The 21898-nt window shown below is 67.3% G+C and carries 22 protein-coding genes; 11 read left to right on the top strand and 11 right to left on the bottom strand.

The genetic code is table 11. The features are described from left to right. The first annotated feature begins 118 nt into the window (after positions 1-118). Positions 119-1243: a sulfite oxidase gene (locus BLR03_RS18340; RefSeq protein ID WP_091255431.1), complete on the top strand. Its 1125-nt coding sequence runs from the start codon at positions 119-121 to the stop codon at positions 1241-1243. Positions 1244-1271: 28 nt separating this feature from the next. Here the strand turns inward: BLR03_RS18340 and BLR03_RS18335 are convergent, their stop codons facing one another. From BLR03_RS18335 to BLR03_RS18315, 5 genes are all read right to left on the bottom strand, one after another. Beyond that, positions 1272-2153, bottom strand: a complete 882-nt coding sequence (locus BLR03_RS18335; protein WP_091255429.1) for a cytochrome c oxidase assembly protein — start codon at positions 2151-2153, stop codon at positions 1272-1274. A 34-nt stretch (positions 2154-2187) separates the two neighbouring features. Then, the gene (locus BLR03_RS18330) at positions 2188-2667 is read right to left on the bottom strand and encodes an RpiB/LacA/LacB family sugar-phosphate isomerase (protein ID WP_139184597.1); all 480 of its coding nucleotides are present in this window, start codon (positions 2665-2667) and stop codon (positions 2188-2190) included. Continuing rightward, positions 2664-4406: a dihydroxyacetone kinase family protein gene (locus BLR03_RS18325; RefSeq protein ID WP_091255427.1), complete on the bottom strand. Its 1743-nt coding sequence runs from the start codon at positions 4404-4406 to the stop codon at positions 2664-2666. Before BLR03_RS18325 ends, BLR03_RS18330 begins: the two co-directional genes overlap by 4 nt. 60 nt (positions 4407-4466) lie before the next feature. Next, complete coding sequence (locus tag BLR03_RS18320) at positions 4467-5243, bottom strand: SDR family NAD(P)-dependent oxidoreductase (protein WP_091255425.1); 777 nt, start codon at positions 5241-5243, stop codon at positions 4467-4469. A gap of 101 nt (positions 5244-5344) precedes the next feature. Further along, the gene (locus BLR03_RS18315) at positions 5345-6169 is read right to left on the bottom strand and encodes a sugar phosphate isomerase/epimerase family protein (protein WP_091255424.1); all 825 of its coding nucleotides are present in this window, start codon (positions 6167-6169) and stop codon (positions 5345-5347) included. A 193-nt stretch (positions 6170-6362) separates the two neighbouring features. Here BLR03_RS18315 and BLR03_RS18310 point away from each other — a divergent pair, with 193 nt between their 5' ends. From BLR03_RS18310 to BLR03_RS18295, 4 genes are all read left to right on the top strand, one after another. Continuing rightward, positions 6363-7700 carry an MFS transporter gene (locus BLR03_RS18310; protein ID WP_091255422.1) on the top strand — a complete coding sequence of 446 codons (1338 nt, stop codon included), beginning with the start codon at positions 6363-6365 and terminating at the stop codon, positions 7698-7700. A gap of 68 nt (positions 7701-7768) precedes the next feature. Further along, positions 7769-8668 carry a transketolase gene (locus tag BLR03_RS18305; protein WP_091255420.1) on the top strand — a complete coding sequence of 300 codons (900 nt, stop codon included), beginning with the start codon at positions 7769-7771 and terminating at the stop codon, positions 8666-8668. After that, positions 8665-9657: a transketolase family protein gene (locus BLR03_RS18300; protein WP_091255418.1), complete on the top strand. Its 993-nt coding sequence runs from the start codon at positions 8665-8667 to the stop codon at positions 9655-9657. The genes BLR03_RS18305 and BLR03_RS18300 overlap by 4 nt, the downstream gene beginning before the upstream one ends. Positions 9658-9773: 116 nt before the next feature. Beyond that, positions 9774-10433, top strand: a complete 660-nt coding sequence (locus BLR03_RS18295) for a GntR family transcriptional regulator (RefSeq protein ID WP_091255417.1) — start codon at positions 9774-9776, stop codon at positions 10431-10433. A gap of 6 nt (positions 10434-10439) precedes the next feature. Here BLR03_RS18295 and BLR03_RS18290 read toward each other — a convergent pair whose 3' ends face one another. Next, positions 10440-11219, bottom strand: a complete 780-nt coding sequence (locus tag BLR03_RS18290) for an SDR family NAD(P)-dependent oxidoreductase (protein ID WP_091255415.1) — start codon at positions 11217-11219, stop codon at positions 10440-10442. Between the two features lie 335 nt (positions 11220-11554). On the opposite strand from BLR03_RS18290, the gene BLR03_RS18285 reads away from it, so the two are divergent. The 4 genes from BLR03_RS18285 to BLR03_RS18270 all read left to right on the top strand — a co-directional run bounded on the left by BLR03_RS18285 (position 11555) and on the right by BLR03_RS18270 (position 13954). Next, positions 11555-12007 (top strand): hypothetical protein, encoded by a 453-nt coding sequence (locus BLR03_RS18285; RefSeq protein WP_091255413.1) that lies wholly within the window; start codon positions 11555-11557, stop codon positions 12005-12007. Positions 12008-12114: 107 nt separating this feature from the next. Further along, positions 12115-12597, top strand: coding sequence for a hypothetical protein (locus BLR03_RS18280; protein WP_091255411.1), 483 nt, complete (start codon positions 12115-12117; stop codon positions 12595-12597). Beyond that, entirely contained in the window at positions 12594-13544 is a 951-nt protein-coding gene (locus tag BLR03_RS18275) for a hypothetical protein (protein WP_091255410.1), read from the top strand. Before BLR03_RS18280 ends, BLR03_RS18275 begins: the two co-directional genes overlap by 4 nt. Beyond that, positions 13541-13954 carry an oxygenase MpaB family protein gene (locus BLR03_RS18270; RefSeq protein ID WP_139184596.1) on the top strand — a complete coding sequence of 138 codons (414 nt, stop codon included), beginning with the start codon at positions 13541-13543 and terminating at the stop codon, positions 13952-13954. Before BLR03_RS18275 ends, BLR03_RS18270 begins: the two co-directional genes overlap by 4 nt. 23 nt (positions 13955-13977) lie before the next feature. Here BLR03_RS18270 and BLR03_RS18265 read toward each other — a convergent pair whose 3' ends face one another. The 4 genes from BLR03_RS18265 to BLR03_RS18250 form a co-directional block, all read right to left on the bottom strand. After that, positions 13978-16065: a DUF4389 domain-containing protein gene (locus BLR03_RS18265; RefSeq protein ID WP_254788585.1), complete on the bottom strand. Its 2088-nt coding sequence runs from the start codon at positions 16063-16065 to the stop codon at positions 13978-13980. Between the two features lie 81 nt (positions 16066-16146). Further along, positions 16147-16593 (bottom strand): flavodoxin family protein, encoded by a 447-nt coding sequence (locus tag BLR03_RS18260; RefSeq protein WP_091255406.1) that lies wholly within the window; start codon positions 16591-16593, stop codon positions 16147-16149. Further along, positions 16590-17645, bottom strand: coding sequence for a zinc-dependent alcohol dehydrogenase family protein (locus BLR03_RS18255; protein ID WP_091255405.1), 1056 nt, complete (start codon positions 17643-17645; stop codon positions 16590-16592). Before BLR03_RS18255 ends, BLR03_RS18260 begins: the two co-directional genes overlap by 4 nt. Beyond that, the gene (locus tag BLR03_RS18250) at positions 17642-18013 is read right to left on the bottom strand and encodes a hypothetical protein (RefSeq protein ID WP_139184595.1); all 372 of its coding nucleotides are present in this window, start codon (positions 18011-18013) and stop codon (positions 17642-17644) included. Before BLR03_RS18250 ends, BLR03_RS18255 begins: the two co-directional genes overlap by 4 nt. A 304-nt stretch (positions 18014-18317) precedes the next feature. Between BLR03_RS18250 and BLR03_RS18245 the strand changes: the two genes are divergently transcribed. Further along, positions 18318-19844: an amidohydrolase gene (locus tag BLR03_RS18245; protein WP_091255402.1), complete on the top strand. Its 1527-nt coding sequence runs from the start codon at positions 18318-18320 to the stop codon at positions 19842-19844. 30 nt (positions 19845-19874) lie between these two features. Here the strand turns inward: BLR03_RS18245 and BLR03_RS18240 are convergent, their stop codons facing one another. Then, on the bottom strand, positions 19875-20387 hold the full coding sequence (locus BLR03_RS18240; RefSeq protein ID WP_091255400.1) for a hypothetical protein: 513 nt from the start codon (positions 20385-20387) through the stop codon (positions 19875-19877). 99 nt (positions 20388-20486) lie between these two features. On the opposite strand from BLR03_RS18240, the gene BLR03_RS18235 reads away from it, so the two are divergent. Further along, positions 20487-21898: HNH endonuclease (locus BLR03_RS18235; protein WP_139184594.1), on the top strand; the 1412-nt coding region annotated here is incomplete at its 3' end.

The raw sequence follows: 21898 nt of genomic DNA, 5'->3' as shown, positions 1-21898 counted from the left end.
GACTTACAGAACCCAGTATTGACGGCGTCCGGGGCACGGCGTAGACCTGAATTCAGGTGACACCGGCCAAAAACGGGCTGGTCCTTCATAAGAATCGCAGCGCGCCATGCCAAAGCAAATGTCCCGACACTCCGCTGTCCTGAAGAGTCCGCGCCGGCAGGCCGGGAAAGCCCGCCCGCATTCCGGCGAACCCACCCACGGCCCGCTGACAGCGGAGGAGCTCCAGCTCGCCGTGCGGAACCATTCGATGCCGCTCGAAGCCCTTCGAAAGGACACCACACCGCCGGGGCTGCACTATGTGCTCACCCACTTCGACATCCCGTTCATCGATACCGACCACTGGCACCTGCAGATCGGCGGCGCCGTGCAGCGGTCCCTGGAGCTGAGCTTCCGGGCCTTGCTTCGGGCTCCCAGCATCACCATCCCGGTCACGCTCGAATGCGCTGGCAACGGCCGGTCCCTCCTGCGGCCCCGCCCGCTGAGCCAGCCGTGGGTCCTGGAAGCAGTAGGCACCGCTGTGTGGACCGGCGTCCCGCTCGCCTATCTGCTGACCCAGGCCGGCGTAGAGGACGACGCGGTGGAGGTGCTCTTCAGCGGAGCGGACGCCGGGGTCCAGGGCGGCGTCCGCCAGCAGTTCGCCCGGAGCCTGCCGATCGAGGAGGCCCTGCGGCCCGACGTCGTGCTCGCCTACCGGATGAACGGCGCAGAGCTGCCGCCGCAGCACGGTTATCCGCTCCGCCTGGTGGTCCCGGGCTGGTACGGCATGGCGAGCGTGAAGTGGTTGTCCTCGATCAAGGTCCTGACCAGGCCCTACGACGGTTTCCAGCAGGCCGTGGCGTACCGCTACCAGAAGGACGCGGACGACGCCGGCACTCCCGTGACGTGGATGAAGGTCCGTTCGCTGATGGTTCCGCCGGGCGTTCCGGACTTTTTCAGCCGCAGCCGGATCCTGCCCCCGGGGCCGGTATTGCTGACCGGCCGGGCCTGGTCCGGGCAGGGCGCCGTGCAGCGCGTCGACGTCGGGATCGACGGTAAGTGGGCGCCGGCCCATCTGGAGCACCCGCCCGCGCCGTTCGCGTGGTGCGCCTGGTCAATGCCGTGGGTGGCCGACCCGGGCGAACACGAGCTCATCTGCCGCGCCACCGATGCCAGCGGCGCGGTGCAGCCGCTGGAGCCGGTGTGGAACTACCAGGGGATGGGGAACAACGTGGTCCAGCGGATCAAGGTCACCGTCGAGCAGTAAACCGCGTGCGGCGGCCCGGGGCCGGGACCTAGCGGCCGCGTCCCAGGTGCTCGGCGTTCAGTTCGTCGAGTTGCGCGTCCGTGAGGTCATCGAAGCCGCGGGCCTCGCGTTTGTCGCTACGCGAGAAGCGGATGAACATCAGGATGATGAGCGGCAAATCGACAATCTCGCAGATGAACCATAGAACGTCGCCCGCCAGCTGCTGGTCGCGCAGGGCGTCGGGAAACCAGCCCACTGAAGACTGCCGCGTCGTGACGTGATCCAGTACCTGGCCGTTGAGGCGCAGCAGGATCCCCGGAACGGCGTCGACCAGCAGCTCAATGAAGACAAACACGAATTCCAGGATGAAGAACGCGCTGGACCGGCGGAAATCCGCTTCCTCGATGATCGGCAGGGCCATCAGCATGCCCAGCAGCGGAACCCCGACGGTCAGCAGCGACTCGGCCAACGGCGCAGTACGGAGGGTGTAGAACGCCGGCGTGAGGAAGGTGGAGAACAGGGCAAGGCCAAGGAGCGGGGCGGCCATGGAGTTGCTCACAAACCGCACGGCGCGGTGCGCGAGTACATTGTTCAGCCGGGTCACGCCCCGCGGCGGCAGGGCTGCGCGCGCGAGGGAGATGGGTTTTCCCAGGCCGACCAGCAGCGGCACCACGAAGAGCATCAGGGAAATCTTGAGCGTGAAGGCCCACCGGAGCTGGGCGCTGTAGACGCCGGGGAACCCGCACGTCAGCACTGTCAGGAACCCCAGGCCCAGGAGATAGAACGCCAATGTCCGCCACACGGGCTGGCGGTGCCCCCGCGCCGCCGCGGCCTTCAGGCCGAGGGCGTAGAGCACCGCCGAAGCGCTGATGAGGGCAGCGGCGGCCCAGTCGATCTGCCAGGCGGTGAGGACTACATCAAGGGGTGGCACTGGCTCATGATAAGCGCCTTACCTTGGAAGACCCTCAGCATCCCTCGAAGTCGGTGAGCACCTTGACCTTCTCCGCGGAGGCGGACGAGGGATCGAAGGTGTAGCCGATCCATTCCCGCGCGAGCCGCCGTGCCAGCTCCAGCCCCACAACACGCTGGCCCATGGTGAGGACCTGGCAGTCGTTGGAGAGCACGGAACGCTCCACGCTGAAGGAGTCATGGGCGGTCGCGGCCCGGATGCCGTCCACCTTGTTGGCGGCAATGGCGACGCCGATTCCGGTGCCGCAGAACAGGATGGCCCGGTCTGCGTGCCCGTCCCGGATCAGTTCCCCCGCGGCGATGCCCACGTACGGGTAGGGCTTGGTGAACTGCTCCGGGGCGTCGTCGCGGTTGACCCCGATGTCGATGACTTCCGCGACCCGTGGATCGGTCCGGAGGTCCGCCATGATCTGGTCCTTGTAGTCCACGCCGGCTTCGTCCGCGCCGACAATGAGCCGGATGCCTGCCGGGCTCATGAGCGTGCTCCGGCCGCTTGCCGCACACCGGCGAGGTGTGGACCGAACACGCCGAACACCATGGCCAGGGACGTGGCCCCCGGGTCCGGCGTCCCCACGCTCTTGTCGGCCAGGGGGCGGGCGCGCCCCTTGAGCGGGCGCAGGGCCGCGGTGGCCTGCGCCGCGGCGGTGGCCTCGCGCGCCGCTGCTGCCCAGCCGGCATCCGCGCCGGCGCCTTCGCCGGCCAGCCGGCTGAAGGTCTCGGTGAACGGGACAAGCGCGTCCACCATGGTCTTGTCGCCAACGTCGGCCTTGCCGAGCTCCGCGATCCGGGCGGCAAAAGCCGCCACGGCCGCTGCGAGCTGGGACGCCCCGGGCGCGTGGTCGTTGCCGAGGGACTCACCGAAGGCCCGCAGGGCGGCACCCCACAGCACGCCGGAGGTGCCGCCGGCGTTGTCGGCCCAGGCATCGCCGGCGGCGGCCAGGACGGCGCCGGCTCCGGCGCCGCGGGACGCAGCGTCCGAGGCGGCGGCACAGGCCGCGTCTATGCCGCGGACCATCCCCCGCCCGTGGTCGCCGTCACCGGCGATGGCGTCGAGGTCGCCGAGGGATTTCTCGGCGTCGTGGAGTGCGTCCCGGGCCGCCGTCAGGGCGGCGATGCAGCGCAGCGCGTAATCACGTGAAGCGTGGGCCGCGGTGAAGGTCTCCGGTGCCGTGGTGTCCTCGTCCGGCGTCGGCTCCTCCGCCGCGCCGCCGGGGAGGGCTGCGTTGCCCCGCCGGTACGCAGGGGTCTCGGCGGGAGCGGTCCAGAGCGGTTCGAGTTCGTCATCGAGCCACGTGACGGTCAGTGAGACGCCGGCCATGTCCAGGCTCGTGACGAGCTCGCCGACCTCCGGCATCACCAGTGTGTAGCCTGCGGCGCGAAGCAGCGGGGCGACGGTCAGCCACAGCACGAAGAGCTCTTCCTGTTTCGTGGAGCCGAGCCCGTTCAGGAGCACAGCAATCCGCCGGCCAGCACCGTGCGGCGTCTCAGCAAGCACGCGCGCCACCAGTTCCTCGCCCAGCTCCCGCGCCGGCGGCAGTTCGGTGTCGAACAGTCCGGGCTCGCCGTGGATGCCCAGGCCGAGCCCCATCATTTTGTCCTCCAGCGTGAACAGCGGAGCGTCGGCGCCCGGAAAGGTGCAGCCGCTGAAGGCGCTGCCGATGCTGCGCGTCAGGTCGTTGGCCTTGCGGCCCAGGCGGACAACCTCGGGCAGAGTCTCGCCGGCCTCGGCGGCGGCGCCCATGATCTTGAAGACGGTGAAGTCGCCGGCGATGCCGCGGCGCTTGCCGGCTTCCGACGCCGGTGCGCTGGCGATGTCGTCCATCACGAGCACGTTGTCCACTTGGATCCCTTCGGCGGCCAGCCGTTCGCTGGCCAGGCCGAAGTTCATGACGTCGCCTGCGTAGTTGCCGTAGGTGAACACCACACCGGCGCCGCTGTCCGCGGCTTTGGCAACGGAATACGCCTGCTGCGCGGACGGCGAGGTGAAGATGTTTCCGACGACGGCGCCGTCGGCCATGCCGGTGCCGATGAGCCCGGCGAAGGCCGGGTAGTGCCCCGAGCCGCCGCCAGCCAGGACGGCCACCTTCGGCTGGCGGGGCCGGTGCCTGCGGACGGCGCCGCCGGGCACCTGGCGCACCAGGTTGGCATGGACGTCGCAGAAGCCGGCGAGGGCTTCCTCGGCGAAATCGGACGGGTCGTTAAAGATTCTTGTCATGATGGGCTCTCTCAGCTGAACTCGGTCGTCTGCCGCTCTGTCCAATAGACGTTGAGGCTGCTAGTGGATGTGGCTTCCGCCGTTGATGTCGATGGTGGTTCCGGTGAGGTAGGCGGACTCCTCGGAGGACAGGAAGGTGATGACGGCAGCGATTTCCTCGGTGCTGGCGTTGCGTCCGAGCGGGATACCGGCGTTGATGGCCGCTTCCTGCTCCTCGGTGCTGCCCACGCGGATGTTGGTGTCCACAGCGCCGGGGGTAATGGCGTTGACGGTCACACCGGTGCTGCCGAGCTCACGGGCCAGGGCCTTGGTGAAACCCAGGATCGCGGCCTTGGCTGCGGAGTAGGGGACCTTGCCGAAGACGCCGCCGCCGCGCTGGGCGGACACCGAGGACATGTTCACGATCCGGCCCCAGCCGCTGGCGATCATGGCCGGCAGGAACGCCTTCGTGACCAGGTAGGTACCCGTAGCGTTCACGGCCATGACCTTGTTCCAGAGCTCCAGGGTGGTTTCCAGGAACGGCACCGGCGAGGTGATGCCGGCGATGTTGGCCAGGGCGCCGACGGCGGGCAGGTTGCCGGCGCTGACTTCGGCGGCCACGGCCTGGTAGGCGGCGTTGACGGAGTCCTCGTTGGCGACGTCGATCTCGTGGCCGAAGGCGGGAACGTTGAATTCGTTGCCGATGTCCGCGGCGACCTTGGCGGACTTCTCGCCGTCGAGGTCCAGGATCACCACGGCCCAGCCCTGGTTGGCGTAACGGCGTGCGGTGGTGATGCCGATGCCACGGTCCGAGGTTGCCCCGGTGAGGACGGCGGTGCGCTGGATGGTGGTGCTCATGATGCTCCTTGGAGTTGGTGTTGTAGCTCTTTGATGAAATCGATTGCTCCAACAGCGCCGTTTTGGCGGTCCAAAACGGCCGTTTCGGAGCAATCGATGGGTCAGATGAGGTCTGTGATGAAGCTGGCGGCCTTGGCGGCTGCTGCCGGGCGTTCGTCGTGGGTGACGTCGCGGGTCTCCAGCTCCAGGGAGAAGTGGCCGGCGTAGCCGTGGGCAGCGAGTGCGCTCAGGCCGGCGGCGAAATCTGCGTCGCCGTTGCCGATGCTGAGGTTGATGTTTCCCGGCACGGCATCGCGCAGGTGGACGTGGGCAACCCGGCCCCGGTGCCGCTCAAGGTAGTGCAGCGGGTCCTCGCCGGCGGCCACGATGTGGCTGAAGTCCATGACGATCCCGACGCCGGATCCGGCCAGCCGCTCCGCCAGCAGTTCCGCGCGCTCCAGGTTCCAGCAGAAGCGCAGGAAGTGCAGTGACTCAGTCCAGAGCTCGACGCCGAACTCGTCGGCGCGCCCCCTGGCCCGGATGAGCTGAACGGCAATGGTGTCCAGGTCCTCGTCGATGCTGCGGACGGGCTCGTGGCCGAGGGCGCCGCAGGGAAGGACAAGGGCCTTGGCACCAATTCCGGCCGCCAGGGTGAGGAGGGCGTCAAGGTGCCGGTTCCGGGCGGACTGCGCGTCGGCGTCGAGCACGGCGTTCAGGTCACCGATGTCTCCGTTGACCGAACGGACCCGCAGCCCGGAGGCAACGACGTCGGCCGTCACGGCGGCGACGGCAGCGGGGTCGAGGTCGTAGGGAACGTGGTCGCACACGCCGGGGAGGGCGCCGAGATCGATTTCCTCGAAACCCAGGCCGCTGATGGTGCGCAGGGCCGTGGGCAAGTCCTGGTGGCGGAAGCTGATGGACGAGCAGCCGAGTCGGGAATTGAACATCGTCGTTGATCCTCTGGTCGTGCCCCGAGGGCGGTGGTGATACGGACCACACTACAAAGTCGACTGTCAACAGTCAACCTTTGAAGTTGACTGTTGACATTACTTATGTCGCGGGTCACACTGGCGTATCATCTGTTAACAGTCGACAGTGTTGGCGCTAAAGCGTCGGCAGCTCTCTTCGAAAGGGATTGACATGAGCAACGAAGCTCTCACCATGCGAGGCCCCGTGCATGGCACGAAGGACGCCCGGCGCGTCGCGATCGGCTCCAGCGTTGGCGCAGTTATCGAAACCTATGACTTCATCGGCTTCGGCACGGCGGCAGCCCTGTACTTCGGTACGGCCTTCTTCCCCACGGGCGACCCGGTGACCGGAACCCTGGCCGCCTTCGCCACCTTGGGCGTGGGCTTCGCGGCCCGTCCCATTGGCGGCATCATCGGCGGCCACCTCGGTGACAAGCTCGGCCGCAAACCCGTCCTGGTGGCCTCCCTGATCCTCATGGGCGTCGCCACCTTCGTCATCGGCCTGCTTCCCACCTACGGCCAGGTCGGCCTGATGGCTCCTGCTTTGCTGGTGTTCGTCCGCATCGTCCAGGGCCTGGCCTTCGGCGCGGAGTGGGGCGGCGCCATCCTCATGAGCTACGAACACGCGCCGTGGAAATCCAAGGGCAAGTACACCGGCATGGTCCAGGCCGGCTTCCCGGTCGGGCTGCTGCTGGCCAACCTGGTGTTCCTCTTCAGCGTCCAGCTCGGCGGCGAACTCGCCTGGCGCATTCCGTTCCTCGCCAGCATCGTGCTGGTCGTCGTCGGCCTGATCATCCGCTCCAAGGTCCCCGAGTCACCGGTCTTCGACGAGGTCAAGGACAGCGGCAACATCGTGAAGTCGCCCATCACGGAGGTCCTCAAGACCGACTGGCGCAACATCGTCAAGGGCATCGGCCTCCGCATCGCCGAGACCGCAGGCTACGCCGTGTCCATCACTTACATGATTTCCTACCTGAACAGCCAGCACCTGGCCGACAAGACCCAGACGCTCGTCGCGCTGTGCATCGCCTCCGCGATCGGCATCTTCGCCACGCAGGCCTGGGCCCGCCTGACCGACAAGATCGGCCGGCGCCCGCTCTACATCTGGTCCTGCGCGTTCGCCGTGGCCTTCGCCGTGCCGATGTTCCTCCTGGTCAACACCGGCCTGTTCATCTTCATCATCGCCACCCTCGTGATCTCTTACGCCGTGTGCCAGAACTCGCTCGCCGGCGCTCAGGGCGCCTGGTTCCCGGAGCTCTTCCAGGCCAAAACCCGCGCCTCCGGCGCCTCCCTGGCCTACCAGATCTCGGCCACGATCTCCGGCTTCACCCCCTTCATCACCACCCTGCTGTTCGTCAGCTTCGGCTGGATGGGCCCGGCACTGCTGTTCGGCGCGTACGCCGCCATCGGCCTCTGGGCCGCCGTCGCCACCCGGGAAACCTGGGGCAAGCGCGAACGCCAGTTCGCGGACGAGGCCACCAAAAGCACCCCCGCCCACGTGAGCGCATAGGTACCAACTCCGGACGCCGTCATCGGCTTCCGCAACAGCTCGTCACGTCACTTTTGAAAGGCAGAATTGTGGTTCTCACACAGGAAAAAGCAGCCCGGGGCAAAGCCTCCGACGTCGAGGCAGCACGCCTTGAGCGGGTCGAGGGGGCCGCGTTCCGGATCCGGCACCACGCCCTGAACATGGGCGAGGTCCAGGGCCAGGGCTATGTGGGCCAGGCCCTCGGCGCGGCCGACATGCTGGCGGTTGTCTATGCGGACCAGCTCCGGTTCCGCGCCGACGATCCCGAATGGGACGGGCGGGACAGGTTCCTGCTCTCCACGGGCCACTACGCGATCGGCCACTACGCGGCCCTCGCCGAGGCTGGCATCATCCCCGTCGAGGAGCTGGAGACCTACGGCTCGGACGATTCCCGCCTGCCGATGTCCGGCATGTCCACCTACACCCCCGGAATGGAGATCTCCGGCGGCTCCCTCGGCCACGGCCTCTCGATCGCCGTCGGCGCTGCCCTGGGCCTGCGCTACCAGGGGTCGGACGCCCGGGTCTACAACTTCCTCTCCGACGGCGAACTCGACGAGGGCTCCACGTGGGAGGCCGCTATGGGCGCGCACCACCACCAGCTCGGCAACCTCACCGCCATGGTGGACATCAACGCCCTGCAGGCCGACGGGAAGACCGACACCGTGCTGCGCACCGAACCCGTCACCGAAAAGTGGGAGGCGTTCGGCTGGTACACCCAGCGCGTGGACGGGAACGACGTCGGCGCGCTGCTGGACGCGTTCGACAACGCCGCCGCCCAGGCGGCCGCCGCCGGACGCCCCTCCGTGATCCTGTGCGACACCAAAGTGGGACGCGGCGTTCCGCTGCTCGAGGACCGCGAAAAGGCGCACTTCATGCGCATTGAAGAGCACGAATGGCAGCTCTGCCGCGAGCAGCTGACCGCAGGATTCGAAGGAAAGGCCGCACGATGAGCACCACCGCAACGCCGAAGCTGAAGACGTCGGCCATGATCGCGTCCTTCGCGGACCCGGGCCAGAAGACCGCGTCCGCACCGTTCGGGCATGCCCTGGTCAAAGCCGCGCAGGAGAACGACAAGATCGTGGGCCTGACCGCGGACCTGGGCAAGTACACGGATATGCATATCTTCGCCCAGGCCTTCCCGGAACGGTTCTTCCAGATGGGCATGGCCGAGCAGCTGCTCTTCGGCGCGGCGGCCGGGATGGCGGAAACGGGCCTGGTCCCGTTTGCATCCACATACTCGGTGTTCGCCGCCCGGCGCGCCTACGACTTCCTGTGCCTGGACGCCGCCGAACCGAACCTCAACGTCAACATCGTGGGCGGACTTCCCGGGCTGACCACCGGGTACGGCCCCAGTCACCAGGCCACCGAGGACATGGCGATCTTCCGCGGCATGCCCAACCTGACGATCGTGGATCCCTGCGACTCCCTCGACATCGAGCAGGCCGTCCCCCAGCTGGCGGCCAGCGAGGGCCCCACGTATCTGCGCCTGCTGCGCGGCAACGTCCCCACGGTGCTGGACGAGTACGACTACACGTTCGAACTCGGCAAGGCCAAAGTCCTGCGCGGGGGCAATGACGTCGTCTTCATCTCCAGCGGACTCATGACCATGCGGGCGCTTCAGGCGGCCGAGGCGCTGGCCGCGCACAACGTCGATGTCGCCGTCGTCCATGCCCCCACCATCAAGCCGTTCGACTCCGCAACGGTCCTGGCCGAGCTGAACACCGACCGCCTCGCGGTGACGCTGGAGAACCACAGCGTGGTGGGCGGCCTTTTCGAGACCGTGGCCTCAGCAGTGGTCACGGCGGGACTCGGCAAGCGGGTGGTGCCCGTGGCGCTGCCTGATGAGTTTCTCGACGCCGGGGCGCTGCCCACCCTGCACGAACGATACGGGCTTTCGGTGCAGCGGATCGTCGCCAAGGTCCTCGCCGAACTGGGCTGAGCCCGAAGAAGAGTCACCGCGCGGGGCCGGCAGCCGCTGGTCCCGCGCGCGTGCCGTACCATCAACTGTTAACACACCACCTGTAGACAGTTGACCACTGACAGTGAGGACACGCCATGGCCGGAGCAACAGCCCCGCTGCTCGGACTCGAAAAGAAGAGCCTTCGCGAGCAGGCGCTGTCCGCGCTGCGCACGGCGATCACGAGCGGTGAACTTGAGCCCGGCCGGCATCTGGTGGAGACCGAACTTTCCGACATGCTCCAGATCAGCCGGGGAACGCTTCGCGAGGCCCTGCGGCAGCTGGAGCAGGAAGGGCTGCTCTCGGCCGGACCGCGGGGGCGGCTGTCCGTACGGCATCTGGACAGCAAGGAAATCCGGGATATCTACGCCGTCCGGGCGGCGCTGGAGTCGCTCGCGGTCCGGACGCTGTGTGAACTGCCGGACCGGATCCCGGTGATCGCGTCCCTGCGCTCGGCGATCGACGCCATGGCGGCGGCCGCGGAGGGGACCCTGGAGGAGCGGATCGAGTCCGATCTCGAGTTCCACCGGACGATGTGCCGGCTGACTGGAAACGAGACACTGCTGCACTCCTGGGAATCGCTGGAGGGCTCCATCCGGATGTCGATCATGTTTGCCGGGATCGAACGGGCCGTCAAGAACATGAGCGTTGACCGGCACCACGACATCGTCGCCGCAATCGAGACCGGCGACGCGGTGCTGGCGCGCGCAACCATCCTCGAACACATGGACGTCGCGGCGGCGAACCTCGTCGCCTAGCCGGCGTCAGTAGTCCACGATTGCGCCGGCGGAGATGTTGACCGTCGCGTCCGTGATGGCTGCCGCCTTATCCGAGACGATGAACGAGGCCACGTTCCCGACGTCTGTCAGGGTGGCCGTGCGGTTCAGATGGGCCGTCCTGGCGATCTCCACCACGATCTCTTCCCGACCTTCGGCCTGCCACGGGATGGTTTCGATAATGCCGCCGGTCACCATGGTGACTACGCGGATACCATGCTTTCCCAGCTCGAGGGCCCACTGCCGGCGCAGTCCTTCCATCGCGTCGAGCGCCACTTTGAACCCGCCGAGGCCCGGGACGGTCTGCGGGCCTGAGCCGCCGAACATGAGCACCACACCGGAACGCTGTTTGACCATGTGGGCGGCGGCCGCGCGGGTGGTGAGAAAGTGGGTGCGCGCAGCCAGGCTGATGGGCCGGGTGAAGTCGTCCACATCAATGTCCATGAGCGGCTGCTGGACGTCTCCAAACGAGATCACGTTGAAGGAGATGTCAATTCTCTTGCTCTTCTTCGCCACCCGATTCACGAAGGCATCCACCTGCTCTTCGTCCAGGGCATCGACGACGGCGGTCTCCGCCGTGCCGCCGGCCTCGCGAATATCTCGGGCCACTTTCTCCAGCCGCGCTTCGGTCCTGCCGGCGATGTGGACGGACGCGCCTTCGGCCGCGAAGGCCCTGGCCACCGCACCGCCGACCGCCCCGCCGCCGCCGTAGATCAGTGCGGTCTTGCCGTGCAGCAAGCCGTTGTCCGGAAGCCCGTTATTCAGCATGGTCGCCTGCCTAGTGCCGCGAAGTTCGTGAATTCCCTCAACTATGTTCTTGCCGGGCGTCGGTGGCAAGAGGCCCGGAGCCATGCGGACCGCCGCCGGACAACACCGGGGAGGGGCAGGGGCAACGCCGCAACCCGGCCAGGAGCCCCCCAAATGCTTACGCCTGGCCGAATCACGCCGTGCCTGACGGCTTAACACCGTCCTGCCAACGAGGAATTGGACACGTCCAATTCCTCGCCCTGAGCGTAACCGGAACAGATTAGACATGTCCAATCTGTTAGCATTGCAGGCGAACTGACGACACGTGAAGAGCCGCGCCCGACGATATTCGCTTGATGAAAGAAGCCACTGTGAGCAGTGACCACTCGACCTCCGCACCGGGCCTAGCCCTCGCCCGCAAACTGAACATTCTCCTGGATACCGCTGAGGCCGAGGGCCGGAAAATCACGTTCATTGACGTCAGGGATGCCATGTCCGACGCCGGGACGCCCCTCTCCCGCGCCAGATGGCACTACATGCGATCGGGGACCGGCCCCGCCGTCAAGAAGGTCGAACTCCTGCAGAACCTGGCCAGGTTCTTCGGCGTGAACGAGAACTACCTGATCGATGGTGACGACGAACTTCCGCCCCGGGTGGAGGCTCAGCTTGAATTGCTGGCCTCGATGCGGGCCAACAAAGTCCGTAACTTTGCCGCCCGCCAACTGGACGGCCTCTCCCCCGAAACCCTGCTCCAGATCCGGGACCTGATTGACGAACAGCTCTCGCGCGGGGATATGGACGAGCCCTGAGTAAGCCGCCAACCCTGCTTTGACCTGCGCTGATATGCTTCTGGCGAAGCTTGGCGACTATGGTCGCGGCCACACTGACGCTCCATCAACTGCCAAGGACTCGGTACATGGATTACGACGCCGCCCGGTCACGGGCACGGGAAGCAGAAGCCGGCCTCTTCCTTGCCGAGCCGGTGTCCCTCGCCTCAATCAAGGGACACCTTGAACGGCAGCGGGGACGCAAGATCGTCATCAACCCCATCGAAGGGGCAACAGACAAGGTCTGTGGGCTGTGGTTCGGGCTGGACCACATGGACCTGATCCTGCACGCACGGGCGGCCTCCGAGGTCCACCGGCAGCAGATTGTCCTCCACGAGTTTGCCCACATGGTCCTGCGCCACGAGCAGGAAATCGTCTCCCCCGAATACGCCGGCACATTCTTCCCGGACCTCGATCCAGAGCGCGTCGTCAGGGCACTCAGGCGGACCGACTTCCTCAATGAGGTGGAGGTCACTGCGGAGCTCTTGGCAGACCGCCTCGCCGCACGCATCCGCCGTTCACAAGACCGCTCGGGCGGTCAACCGGGGAACTTTAGCTCCGTGTTCGGATGATCCAACTCATCACGGCCGCGGTCCTGTTTGTTCTCGCCGCGGCCCGCATCCCGGCCATGGGCCGGAACGGCCGGGACACCGTCCTCCTTGCGGCCTTGTTCGCCGGTGTCGGCTCGGTGCTAATGTCGCCAGCCGTGTACGCCGCGGCGGATCACCTCGTCGGCGGCATCAACCTCGCCAACCTCGCCATGCATTCCTCATTGATCGTCGGACTCTGGTATCTCCGGCGGGCAGTCCTCGAAGCGATCATGCCGGCCGACATGCGCCGGGCCCTGATCCGCACGCTGCCGCTGATGCTCACGTTGGTGCTGCAATCGGTGTTCTTCGCCTTATCGGGGCCCACCACGACGACCGACAGTTGGGGTCTGTACCATAACCGGCTGCCGGCAGCTTTGTTTTCCGCCGTACTGATCGCCTTCATAGGGTGGGTCTGCTCCGGTGTCGCCATCGCGTGCTTCCGCTACATCCCTCGGATGCGGCGATCGTTTAAGGCAGGCTTCACCATGGTCGGCGCCGGCTGCATCCTCGGCCTGATCGTGTCGATCAAGTTCACCATCGGACTGCTCTCCATCCCCTTGCCGGCGCTCAATGCGGTGCCTATCCCCTCCGACGCCGTCATCCGAGTCGTGGAGATGCTCACCTTCATCCTCGTCGGGGCGGGGCTGACGGTACCCGCGATGGCCGGTCGAATCATCCGCAAACGGCAGGCCCGTTGGGAGACCGATACCCTCGCCGGCGTCGAACCCATCAGGGCTCGGGTTTTGCAGAATGTGGGCCCCGAACGTGTCCTCGAAAACGACCCTGCCGCACCGGCCCGTGAACGGCTTCACCGGATGATCGTCGAGGTCTGGGACGCTGAGCTCGCGTCCGACGGAACCCTGACTCCGGGAGAGCGGACTTTCCTCCTTGCTGCGGAAGAGCAGCTCGATTTGAACCGGCTTCCGTGACAGGGCCTTCCGCGACAGGGCGCAGGGCGCAACTTCGCGGTCCCCTCGATCGGCGGCTGACCGCCTTGGAAAAGGACGCCGCAACCGCCTTCTACTCCGAACTTGGACGCCGGATGGGCCTCGGACCGGTCCCCGCGTCTTTCGACGCCGCATGCCGCTTCCTGGACGAATACGAGGACCGGAACCTTGGCCCCAGCCCCGAGGGTGCGGCCTTCCTGGCCGCCACCGTCCCGGCACTGGAAAACCGGCTACCTGCCCCGCTCCGCCGCTTTTCCCCGCTCGTTCTGGCCCTGATGATGGACAAGCCTGAAGTGGCAGTCCCGGGCACTGCGAACATTGCCGTCTATCCGGATGGCTATACCTTGGACCAGATCGGCCCCGGGGCCATCACCAGCGTGACTCGGCGCTAGGTTCCGGGAGGACCCCCGGGCACCTATCCATTGGGCCCTTCTCCCTTGGGCCCTTCACCGCCGGCGCCAGCCAGCGGTTTAGGGTCACTCTGGCCGCCCTGGTTTTTGGGGATTTCAGGCGTTTCGGGGGCTTCAGCGTTGACCGCGGCCGCAGGGCCACCGATGCCGTAGAAGCCCGCCTGGCCACCAGCCGGCCCGTCGGCCTGACCGGACGGGAGTCCGCCGGGCGAACCGCTTGGAGCCTCACGATCGGGTGCCGGGCCTGGCACGGTCGCTTGACCCTGACCCTGACCCGGGTCCGGGCCCGGGCCCGGGCCCGGACCTGGCGCTACTGGAGGATACGGGGATGGACCGGGGCCCGGATACGGGGCTGCCGCTGCGGACCCGGCTGGGGGCCCGGCTGGCGAGCCGGCATAAGGCCCGGCTGGGGGCCCCGGATAAGGCCCGGCCGGGGGTCCGGCGTAAGGCCCGGATGGGGGCCCGACGGCGGGACCGCCATAAGGCCCGGCTGGCGGCCCGACCGGGGGTCCGGCATAGGCCGGCACCGGCATGTCGCCCGGATCGACGGGACCCATATCGAGGTGGAACGGCGGATATTCATCCCGCATCAGCGATACGTATGCGATGACGCGGTAGATCCAGCGGTTCAGGCCGAGCAGCAGATCGAACAAACCCCGCCAGTATTGGCCGGTGAACAACAGGATCACGCCGGCAATGAAGACCAGCAGCCCGAGGAGCGAGATGCCCACGCCTTCCTGCACCCAGCGCCCGTCCCGGAGCTCCCATGACCTCGCCGTCCCGGTCAGCACGCCGATGATCAGCAAATGCGGAATGGCCAGCAGCCACGATTTCACGAAGATCAGGCCTCGGGACAGCCGGTCGGGATAGTCGACGTCGAAGTCGGCCGGGTAGTTGGTGCGCGCGAGGGTGAAGGGCGGATAGACATCGGTGCCGATGGCGCTGAAGGCGTAAAAGGCGACACGCCAGTTCCAGCGGATCACGCCGACGTTGAAGTCAAACAGTGAGCGTGGGTAGCGGCCCGTAAACAGGATCGCGAACCAGGCCACAAGAGTGACGATGCCGAAGGCGAACCAGAGGAAGAACAGCACGATGCAGTGCGGTATGGCCAGGAACCACTTGACGAGCCACATCCAGCGGGAGAGGTTCGGGTCGAGGTAGCCGTTGAGGCGGGCCGGATACACGTAGTGCGAGGGGCCGCCCGGAGGCACCGGATAGGGAGTTCCCGGCGCGGCCGCGTAGGCAGCTACGGCCCCTGGCGGGGCTGCGGCGGCCCCTGTCGCGCCCGGAGTCACTGCGCTGTTCAACTGCCCTGGGGCCCCGGGCGGGTACGCACCCACCGGATGCGGCTGGCCGGGCTGGGGCGGCGGGTTGCCGGGAGGGACGCCACTGCCCGACCCGCCTCGGCCGGGCCGTGCGGCGCGGCCGAGGCCGGCTGCGCCCAGCACGATCAGCGGTACCCCGATCAGCAGCATCACAAGGCCGCCGATCAGCAGGCCGATGAAGACCGGCCACAGCAGGTCGGAACGTGCCCCTGCCTGCAGATTTACCGCCACCGGGGCACTCGCGTCGGAATTCATGACCACCACGGCCCAGCTTCCGGAGCGCAGGTTCCAAGTGAGTTCCTGTTCACCCGGGCCCGTGGCGGTCGCGGCCCAGAAGCTCTGCTGGGCCGGATCGGCCGGGGGCTTGAATCCGTCCACGTCGCGGTAGATAGTGCGGAAGGGATCGAACCTGACGTCGACAATCTCGGTATGCCGGACCCCGGCCAAGTACGCCGAGACGTCGGCCCGCGGGGCAATTCCGATGAAGATTTCTTTGCCGGGCTCGTTGGTGGAGCCGCGGAGAAGCACGCTGCCTGCAAGGTCCACGGGGGTGCCCTCGGGCAGGCCGCCTGCGGTCATGAGGTCCAGCCGCGGGGTCGTCAGGGCGAAGGAATCGCCTGAGAACTGCTCCGACGGCGTGACGAAGTACCTGCCGTCGCGCTGCTGGTAGTTGGCCCAGCCCGTGACGCCGGCTCCCGCCAGCAGTCCGAGCCCCACCAAGGCGCACAGCGCGCCGAGGACCAGCATGACAATCCGGCCTGCTTTCATGGCCGCCGTCCTTTCAGATGGTCCGTTTGCCCAGCCCGGTCGGGCAGGACTTCCGGATGCCGGGTGCGCCTGGCCGCGCCGCTACCGACCGAGCGAGGTCAGGAGGGTCTTTGCCCAACTGCCAGCCTTCTCGATTTCGCCGCTGCGCAACGGGCCCTTGGTGCCGCCCACGTAGAACGGCATGGGCTCGGAGATGATGTCGGCTCCGCCCGAACGGAGGGCATGCGTGATCTTCTTGGCGGCGTCGCCGTGGATGAACATGCGCACGCGGGTGTCGAAGGCGGCCGCCCTGACTCCCGTGAGCCGGTCCTTGCCGAGGCCCGAAAGCAGCGCGGTGACCTTCGGCGTCGGACGCCATCCGTTGATGGGACTGCCGACGACGAGGAGGTCCCCCGCCGCCAGCTCTCCGGCGTTGAAGTCGTCGACCGGGACGGCCGCGGCGTCCAGTCCCTCGAGCTCACCGGCCACTGCCTCGGCCACGGCCTTCGTGTTGCCGAAGGCCGAGTCGTAGACAATGAAGGCTTTCAAGCCGTGATCACCACTTTGAGGGCCTTCGTCTCTGCCGCGCGGGCGAAGGTGTCGTAGGCTTCCATGAACTCGTCAAAGGTGAAGTGGTGGGTGGCGAAACTGTCCGCGGGGAGTTTTTGCTGCGCCACGAGCTTGAGCAGCATGGGGGTGGTGTTGGTGTTGACCAGGCCCATGCTGATGTTGATGTTCTGGATCCAAAGGTTTTCGACGTGCAGTTCCACGGCTTTGCCGTGCACGCCGACATTGGCCACATTGCCGCCGGGCCGCACGATGTCGGTGCACATGGCGAAGGTCGCCGGGACGCCGACGGCCTCGATCGCCACGTCCACGCCCTGCCCGTCGGTCAGGAGCATCACCTGCTCCTTCCAATTGGCATCGCTGGAGAGGACCACATCGGTGGCGCCGAATTCGCGGGATTTCTCCAGCCGGTTCGCGTCGAGGTCGACGGCGATGATCGTGGCGGCACCGTAGAGGCCGGCGGTGGAGATCGCGGCCAGCCCCACGGGGCCCGCGCCGATCACGGCGACCGTGTCGCCTGGCTTGACCCGGCCATACTGCACGCCGATCTCAAAGCCGGTGGGCAGGATGTCGGAGAGCATGACGGCCTGCTGGTCGCTGACTCCCTCGGGCAGGAGGTGCAGTGAGTTCTCGGCGTACGGGACGCGGACATACTCGGCCTGGGTGCCGTCGATCAGGTGCCCGAAGACCCAGCCGATGCCGGAGGTACCCTCGTCCCCCAGGCAGTGGGAGTACAGGCCGGTCTTGCAGTTGGCGCAGTGCCCGCAGGACTTGATGCAGGAGATGATGACACGGTCCCCCACCTTCAGGCTGGTCACGGACGCGCCGATCTCCGTAATGGTGCCGACCCCTTCGTGGCCCAGAATGCGTCCCTTGGCCACCGCCGGAACATCGCCTTTGAGGATGTGCAGGTCCGTGCCGCAAATGGTGGTGGTGTCCACCTTGACGATCACATCGCTAGGGCTCTGGATGGTGGGGTCGGGGACGTCGGTCCAGGATTTCTCCCCTGGGCCGCCATAGACGAGGGCTTTCATACGTGCTCCTTGGTTTTGAGGATGGTCGGCGGATCCACGATGCGCAGCCGGCACGGCGTTACCGAGTCGTCGATACCGGAGGACATGACTGAACGACGGGCATGCTCGTAGAGTTCTTCAATGGCATCGTCCGTCACAAGGGAGTGGGCGAGGTCCACCACGATTTCGTACCCGGGGAGTTTGGCTGCAACGCGGCGGCAGACAACATAGAGGGCCCGGATATTTGCGGGCGTGACGACACCCCGCACGTTGACCCTCGCCGACTGCTCCATGGCGTCGATCCGAATAAGGACTTTGATGCGGGGATCCCCATGCGAGGGGTGCGCGTAGTAGGCGCTGGTTCGGTTTCCGTATTGCCTGTGGGTCACGTGAGGTCAGAGCTCCCGCGCCGCCCGTGAGTGGACTTAAGAAGGTAAAAATCGCTGGCAATAGTCATTTTGGCTTTGGTCTACTGCCCTGTTCCCGCCGACGCGGGAAAGCGCAGAATGCCCTTTTCCTTCCCCAAGGTTTGAGCGAGACCGTGCAACTGATAAGCAAGCGGTTCATCCCCCAATGGCCGTGCAGGAACCGCCCCAAATTCAGCTTGGGGGGGTGGGCGATGCAGGGGTAAGGGGCGAAAGTCCCGTGTGGCGTTTTTGGGTCCTTCGGCGTTCCACGCCTAGCCTGTTGTCTATGGCTGAACAGCTCGATCAACGCCTCGCGCCCAATCTCGCCCCCGACGTGGTGCTGACGGCAGTGCGTCAGCCCGGGGACGAAACATGCTCCGATGTGCATATACGAAACGGCGCCGTGGTGGCGATTAGTCCGTCAACCGAAACTCCCGGAGGTTCAACTGGCGCCCGGGTGGTCGACTTGGACGGCCGCTTCATCATTCCGGGACTGTGGGATGAGCATGTCCACATGACGCAGTGGGCCCTGGCCTCCAATCGGCTTGATCTCTCCGGCGCGGACTCGGCACGCGAGGCGGCCGCCGTCGTCGGTGCGCACCTCGCCGGGACCGGCGGCGTGGACGCCGCTGCGGGTACAGTCCAGACGTTGGTGGGAGTCGGTTTCCGTGATGCCGTCTGGACGGACCTGCCCGGTCTGGACCTCCTCGACGGCGTGACGCGCGGCCTGCCGACGGCCCTGATCAGCCACGATCTCCACTGCGTCTGGCTCAACTCCGCGGCGGCCCGGCGCTACGGCGTGCAGGTGGACGCGGGCGGCCTGCTCCGGGAAGAACCGGCGTTTGCCCTGACCCGCGAACTCGGCACGCCTCCGGACACGTTGGTGGATGCTTGGGTCCAGAAGGCGGCCCAAGCCGCCTCCGCGCGGGGCGTGGTAGGGATCGTGGACTTCGAGATGACGTGGAACCGCGACCCTTGGCTGCGGCGGATCTCCGGCGGCTTCGATGCGCTCCGGGTCGAAGCGGGGGTCTACCCGCAGGATCTGGACAGGGCCGTGGCCGAGGGGCTGCGGACAGGCTTGGAGGTCGCCGGCGGCGGCGGGCTCCTGACGGTGGGCCCGCTGAAGGTGCTGATCGACGGCTCGCTCAATACCCGCACCGCATACTGCGTTGACCCGTACCCGAACGGCGGCCACGGCCTGCTGACGGTGAACGAAGTAGAGTTGCTCGCACTGCTGATCCGGGCGCGGCAGGCCGGCTTCGTGCCGGCCGTCCACGCGATTGGCGACGCGGCCAACCGCGTGGCGCTGGACGCGTTTGAGGCGGCAGGAATTGCCGGACGGGTGGAACATGCCCAGTTTGTCCGGAACGACGATTTCGCCCGCTTCGGCCGGTTGGGCGTGATCGCGAGCGTCCAGCCGGCGCATGCCCTCGATGACCGCGACGCGGCCGAGGCGAACTGGCCCGGCCGCACGGACCGTTCCTTCCCGCTGCGTTCGTTGGTGGCCGCAGGTGCCAGGCTCGCCCTCGGTTCCGACGCCCCGGTGGCTCCGCTGGACCCCTGGACCGCCATGTCAGCCGCAACAGCACGCGCCCGGCAGGACGGTCGCGGACCCTGGCATGCCGAACAGGCCCTCACCCGGCAAGAGGCCCTCACCGCGTCAACGCGCGGGCGGGGCAGGATTCGGGTCGGGGATCCGGCGGATCTCGCGGTGCTCGACGTCGACCCGCTGACTGCCTCCGAGGCGGAGTTTGCCGCGATGCCGGTGGCCGCCACGCTGATAGCGGGGAGATTTACGTTCGGCGGCGTTTAGTTGTTGATAGCGACGGCGTCTGGCTGGCGACTACTCTTTGCCCTTGACCCGCGCCTGGACCAGGTTGGCGTACGGCAGGCGGCCGTACTCCTCCACGAACGCCGCGTGATAGCCGGCCTCGGCCGCGTTGAGCTGCTCAACGGGGAGCTCTTTCCACGCGATGATCAGTGTCCCTGCCGCGGCGAGCTGCCAGATGAGCCGGCCGTCCCAGTGGCCGGGCGGCTTGCCGGCACCGAAGTCGACGAATTCCTGAATCTGCCGCCGCAGCCCGCGGTTGCCTTTGCTCCCGGGGCCGGCCTTGCCCACGAAGAGGACGTCGGCGCCGTCGACCCATTCGGCGCCTAGCGTCTCCGCTTTCAGGGTGGGGTCCTTCTTCTTGAAGACGCCGGCCGTGCTCCTGGCCAGGAACTGCGGGCGGTACCCTTCGGGCTTTAGCACCGCGAAGATTCCGGGTTTCTGTGGGATCCGGTTGATGTCAAGTTCCCCGAGCAGCCGGAATCCGGTGAACCCGTCCTTTGTCAGTGACTGTCTGTTGATCGGCATGGATTCCTTGGATCGGGGCGGGGGCGTTCCTTCGAAGCTTACCGACCCGCAAGTTTGGCGCTCCTCAAAAATGTCGGTGGTCGACGGGACACTGGATTCATGGACGGCAAACAGGGGCCCGACACGGTTCCGACCACACTTCGCGGCGGTTTCAGCTCCGCGGATCGCCGCGCCGCACACCGGGGTGCCGCGGCGTGCGGTACGCCGGTGTGCGGCGCCGATCCTGATGTGACGACCGCCCACAGTAACTGCTGCCTCTCTGCCCGGCCCGCGACAGACAGCGCCGGACTGATCGACCAGATCCGGGACCTGGAGGACCTGAAGTCCGCCTTGGCAGCACAACAGGCCCGCCTGACGGTGGCCTTCGATGCGCTGCAGCGCCGCGAGCAGGCCGCCGCGGGCGTCCCGGCCGAAAAACTCGGCGTCGGTGTCGGCGCGCAGATCGCCCTGGCCCGGCGCGAATCCCCCGCCAAAGGCAGCCGCCTCCTGGGCCTGGCCAAAGCCCTCGTGACCGAAATGCCGCACACCCTCACCGCCCTGGAAACCGGGAACCTCAACGAATGGCGCGCCACCTTGCTCGTGCGCGAAACCGCCTGCCTGACCGCCGCCGACCGGGCCGGGGTCGACGAGGAATTGGCCGCCGACACCGGCGCCCTCGCCGGGGCCGGGGACCGGGGCCTGATCGCCGCGGCCCGCACCGCCGCCTACCGGCGCGACCCGCGCACCGTCACCGTCACCGACCGCGCCTCGCACGCCGCCACCGACCGGCACGTCAGCCTCCGCCCGGCCCCGGACACCATGACCTGCCTCACCGCCCTGCTCCCCGTCCGCCAGGGCGTGGCGGTCTATAACGCCCTGACCCGGCACGCCGAGACCCTCCGCGCCACGGGCGACCCCCGCACCCGCGGCCAGGCCATGGCCGACACCCTCGTCGAACGCACCACCGGCACCCCCGGCGGGATCGCCGGCATCGAACTCCAACTCATCATGACCGACCGCACCCTCCTTGAGGCCGATTCCGAACCCGCCCGGCTCCCCGGCTACGGCACCGTCCCCGCCGGATGGGCCCGCAAGATCCTGCTACCGGACGAGAACCCAGCCCCGGACATCTGGCTCCGCCGCCTCTACACCCGCCCCGGCACCGGGGACCTCGTCGGGATGGACTCCCGGTCCCGGCTCTTCCCCACCGGACTCCGCCGCTTCATCCAGGCCCGCGACGACACCTGCCGCACCCCCTACTGCGACGCCCCGATCCGGCACCTGGACCACATCATCCCCTGGCATCACGGCGGAGACACCACGCGCACCAACGGCGCCGGACTCTGCGAAGCCTGCAACCACACCAAAGAAACCCCCGGCTGGAACGCCCAGCCCCGGCCCGGCCCCAGACACACGATCCAGCTCACCACCCCCACCGGCCACACCTACCAGTCCACGGCCCCGCCCCTGCCGGGCACGCCACTCAGAACGGAAGCTACCGAGCGGCCACGACCAAGACACCGGCTGCGGCA

This window comes from Arthrobacter sp. ok909 (genome assembly GCF_900104405.1).
Lineage (GTDB): Bacteria > Actinomycetota > Actinomycetes > Actinomycetales > Micrococcaceae > Arthrobacter > Arthrobacter humicola.
Note: the sequence above shows the minus strand (reverse complement) of the source record. Positions and strands in the feature narration are given on the sequence as shown.

Excerpts from the sequence above, each read along its gene's own strand:
- BLR03_RS18275 (WP_091255410.1), top strand. The coding sequence starts at position 12,594 with ATGATCCAACTCATCACGGCCGCGGTCCTGTTTGTTCTCGCCGCGGCC.
- BLR03_RS18315 (WP_091255424.1), bottom strand. The coding sequence starts at position 6,169 with ATGTTCAATTCCCGACTCGGCTGCTCGTCCATCAGCTTCCGCCACCAG.
- BLR03_RS18245 (WP_091255402.1), top strand. The coding sequence starts at position 18,318 with ATGGCTGAACAGCTCGATCAACGCCTCGCGCCCAATCTCGCCCCCGAC.
- BLR03_RS18255 (WP_091255405.1), bottom strand. The coding sequence starts at position 17,645 with ATGAAAGCCCTCGTCTATGGCGGCCCAGGGGAGAAATCCTGGACCGAC.
- BLR03_RS18325 (WP_091255427.1), bottom strand. The coding sequence starts at position 4,406 with ATGACAAGAATCTTTAACGACCCGTCCGATTTCGCCGAGGAAGCCCTC.
- BLR03_RS18310 (WP_091255422.1), top strand. The coding sequence starts at position 6,363 with ATGAGCAACGAAGCTCTCACCATGCGAGGCCCCGTGCATGGCACGAAG.
- BLR03_RS18290 (WP_091255415.1), bottom strand. The coding sequence starts at position 11,219 with ATGCTGAATAACGGGCTTCCGGACAACGGCTTGCTGCACGGCAAGACC.
- BLR03_RS18300 (WP_091255418.1), top strand. The coding sequence starts at position 8,665 with ATGAGCACCACCGCAACGCCGAAGCTGAAGACGTCGGCCATGATCGCG.
- BLR03_RS18265 (WP_254788585.1), bottom strand. The coding sequence starts at position 16,065 with ATGAAAGCAGGCCGGATTGTCATGCTGGTCCTCGGCGCGCTGTGCGCC.
- BLR03_RS18240 (WP_091255400.1), bottom strand. The coding sequence starts at position 20,387 with ATGCCGATCAACAGACAGTCACTGACAAAGGACGGGTTCACCGGATTC.
- BLR03_RS18295 (WP_091255417.1), top strand. The coding sequence starts at position 9,774 with ATGGCCGGAGCAACAGCCCCGCTGCTCGGACTCGAAAAGAAGAGCCTT.
- BLR03_RS18330 (WP_139184597.1), bottom strand. The coding sequence starts at position 2,667 with ATGAGCCCGGCAGGCATCCGGCTCATTGTCGGCGCGGACGAAGCCGGC.
- BLR03_RS18340 (WP_091255431.1), top strand. The coding sequence starts at position 119 with ATGTCCCGACACTCCGCTGTCCTGAAGAGTCCGCGCCGGCAGGCCGGG.
- BLR03_RS18285 (WP_091255413.1), top strand. The coding sequence starts at position 11,555 with ATGAAAGAAGCCACTGTGAGCAGTGACCACTCGACCTCCGCACCGGGC.
- BLR03_RS18280 (WP_091255411.1), top strand. The coding sequence starts at position 12,115 with ATGGATTACGACGCCGCCCGGTCACGGGCACGGGAAGCAGAAGCCGGC.
- BLR03_RS18320 (WP_091255425.1), bottom strand. The coding sequence starts at position 5,243 with ATGAGCACCACCATCCAGCGCACCGCCGTCCTCACCGGGGCAACCTCG.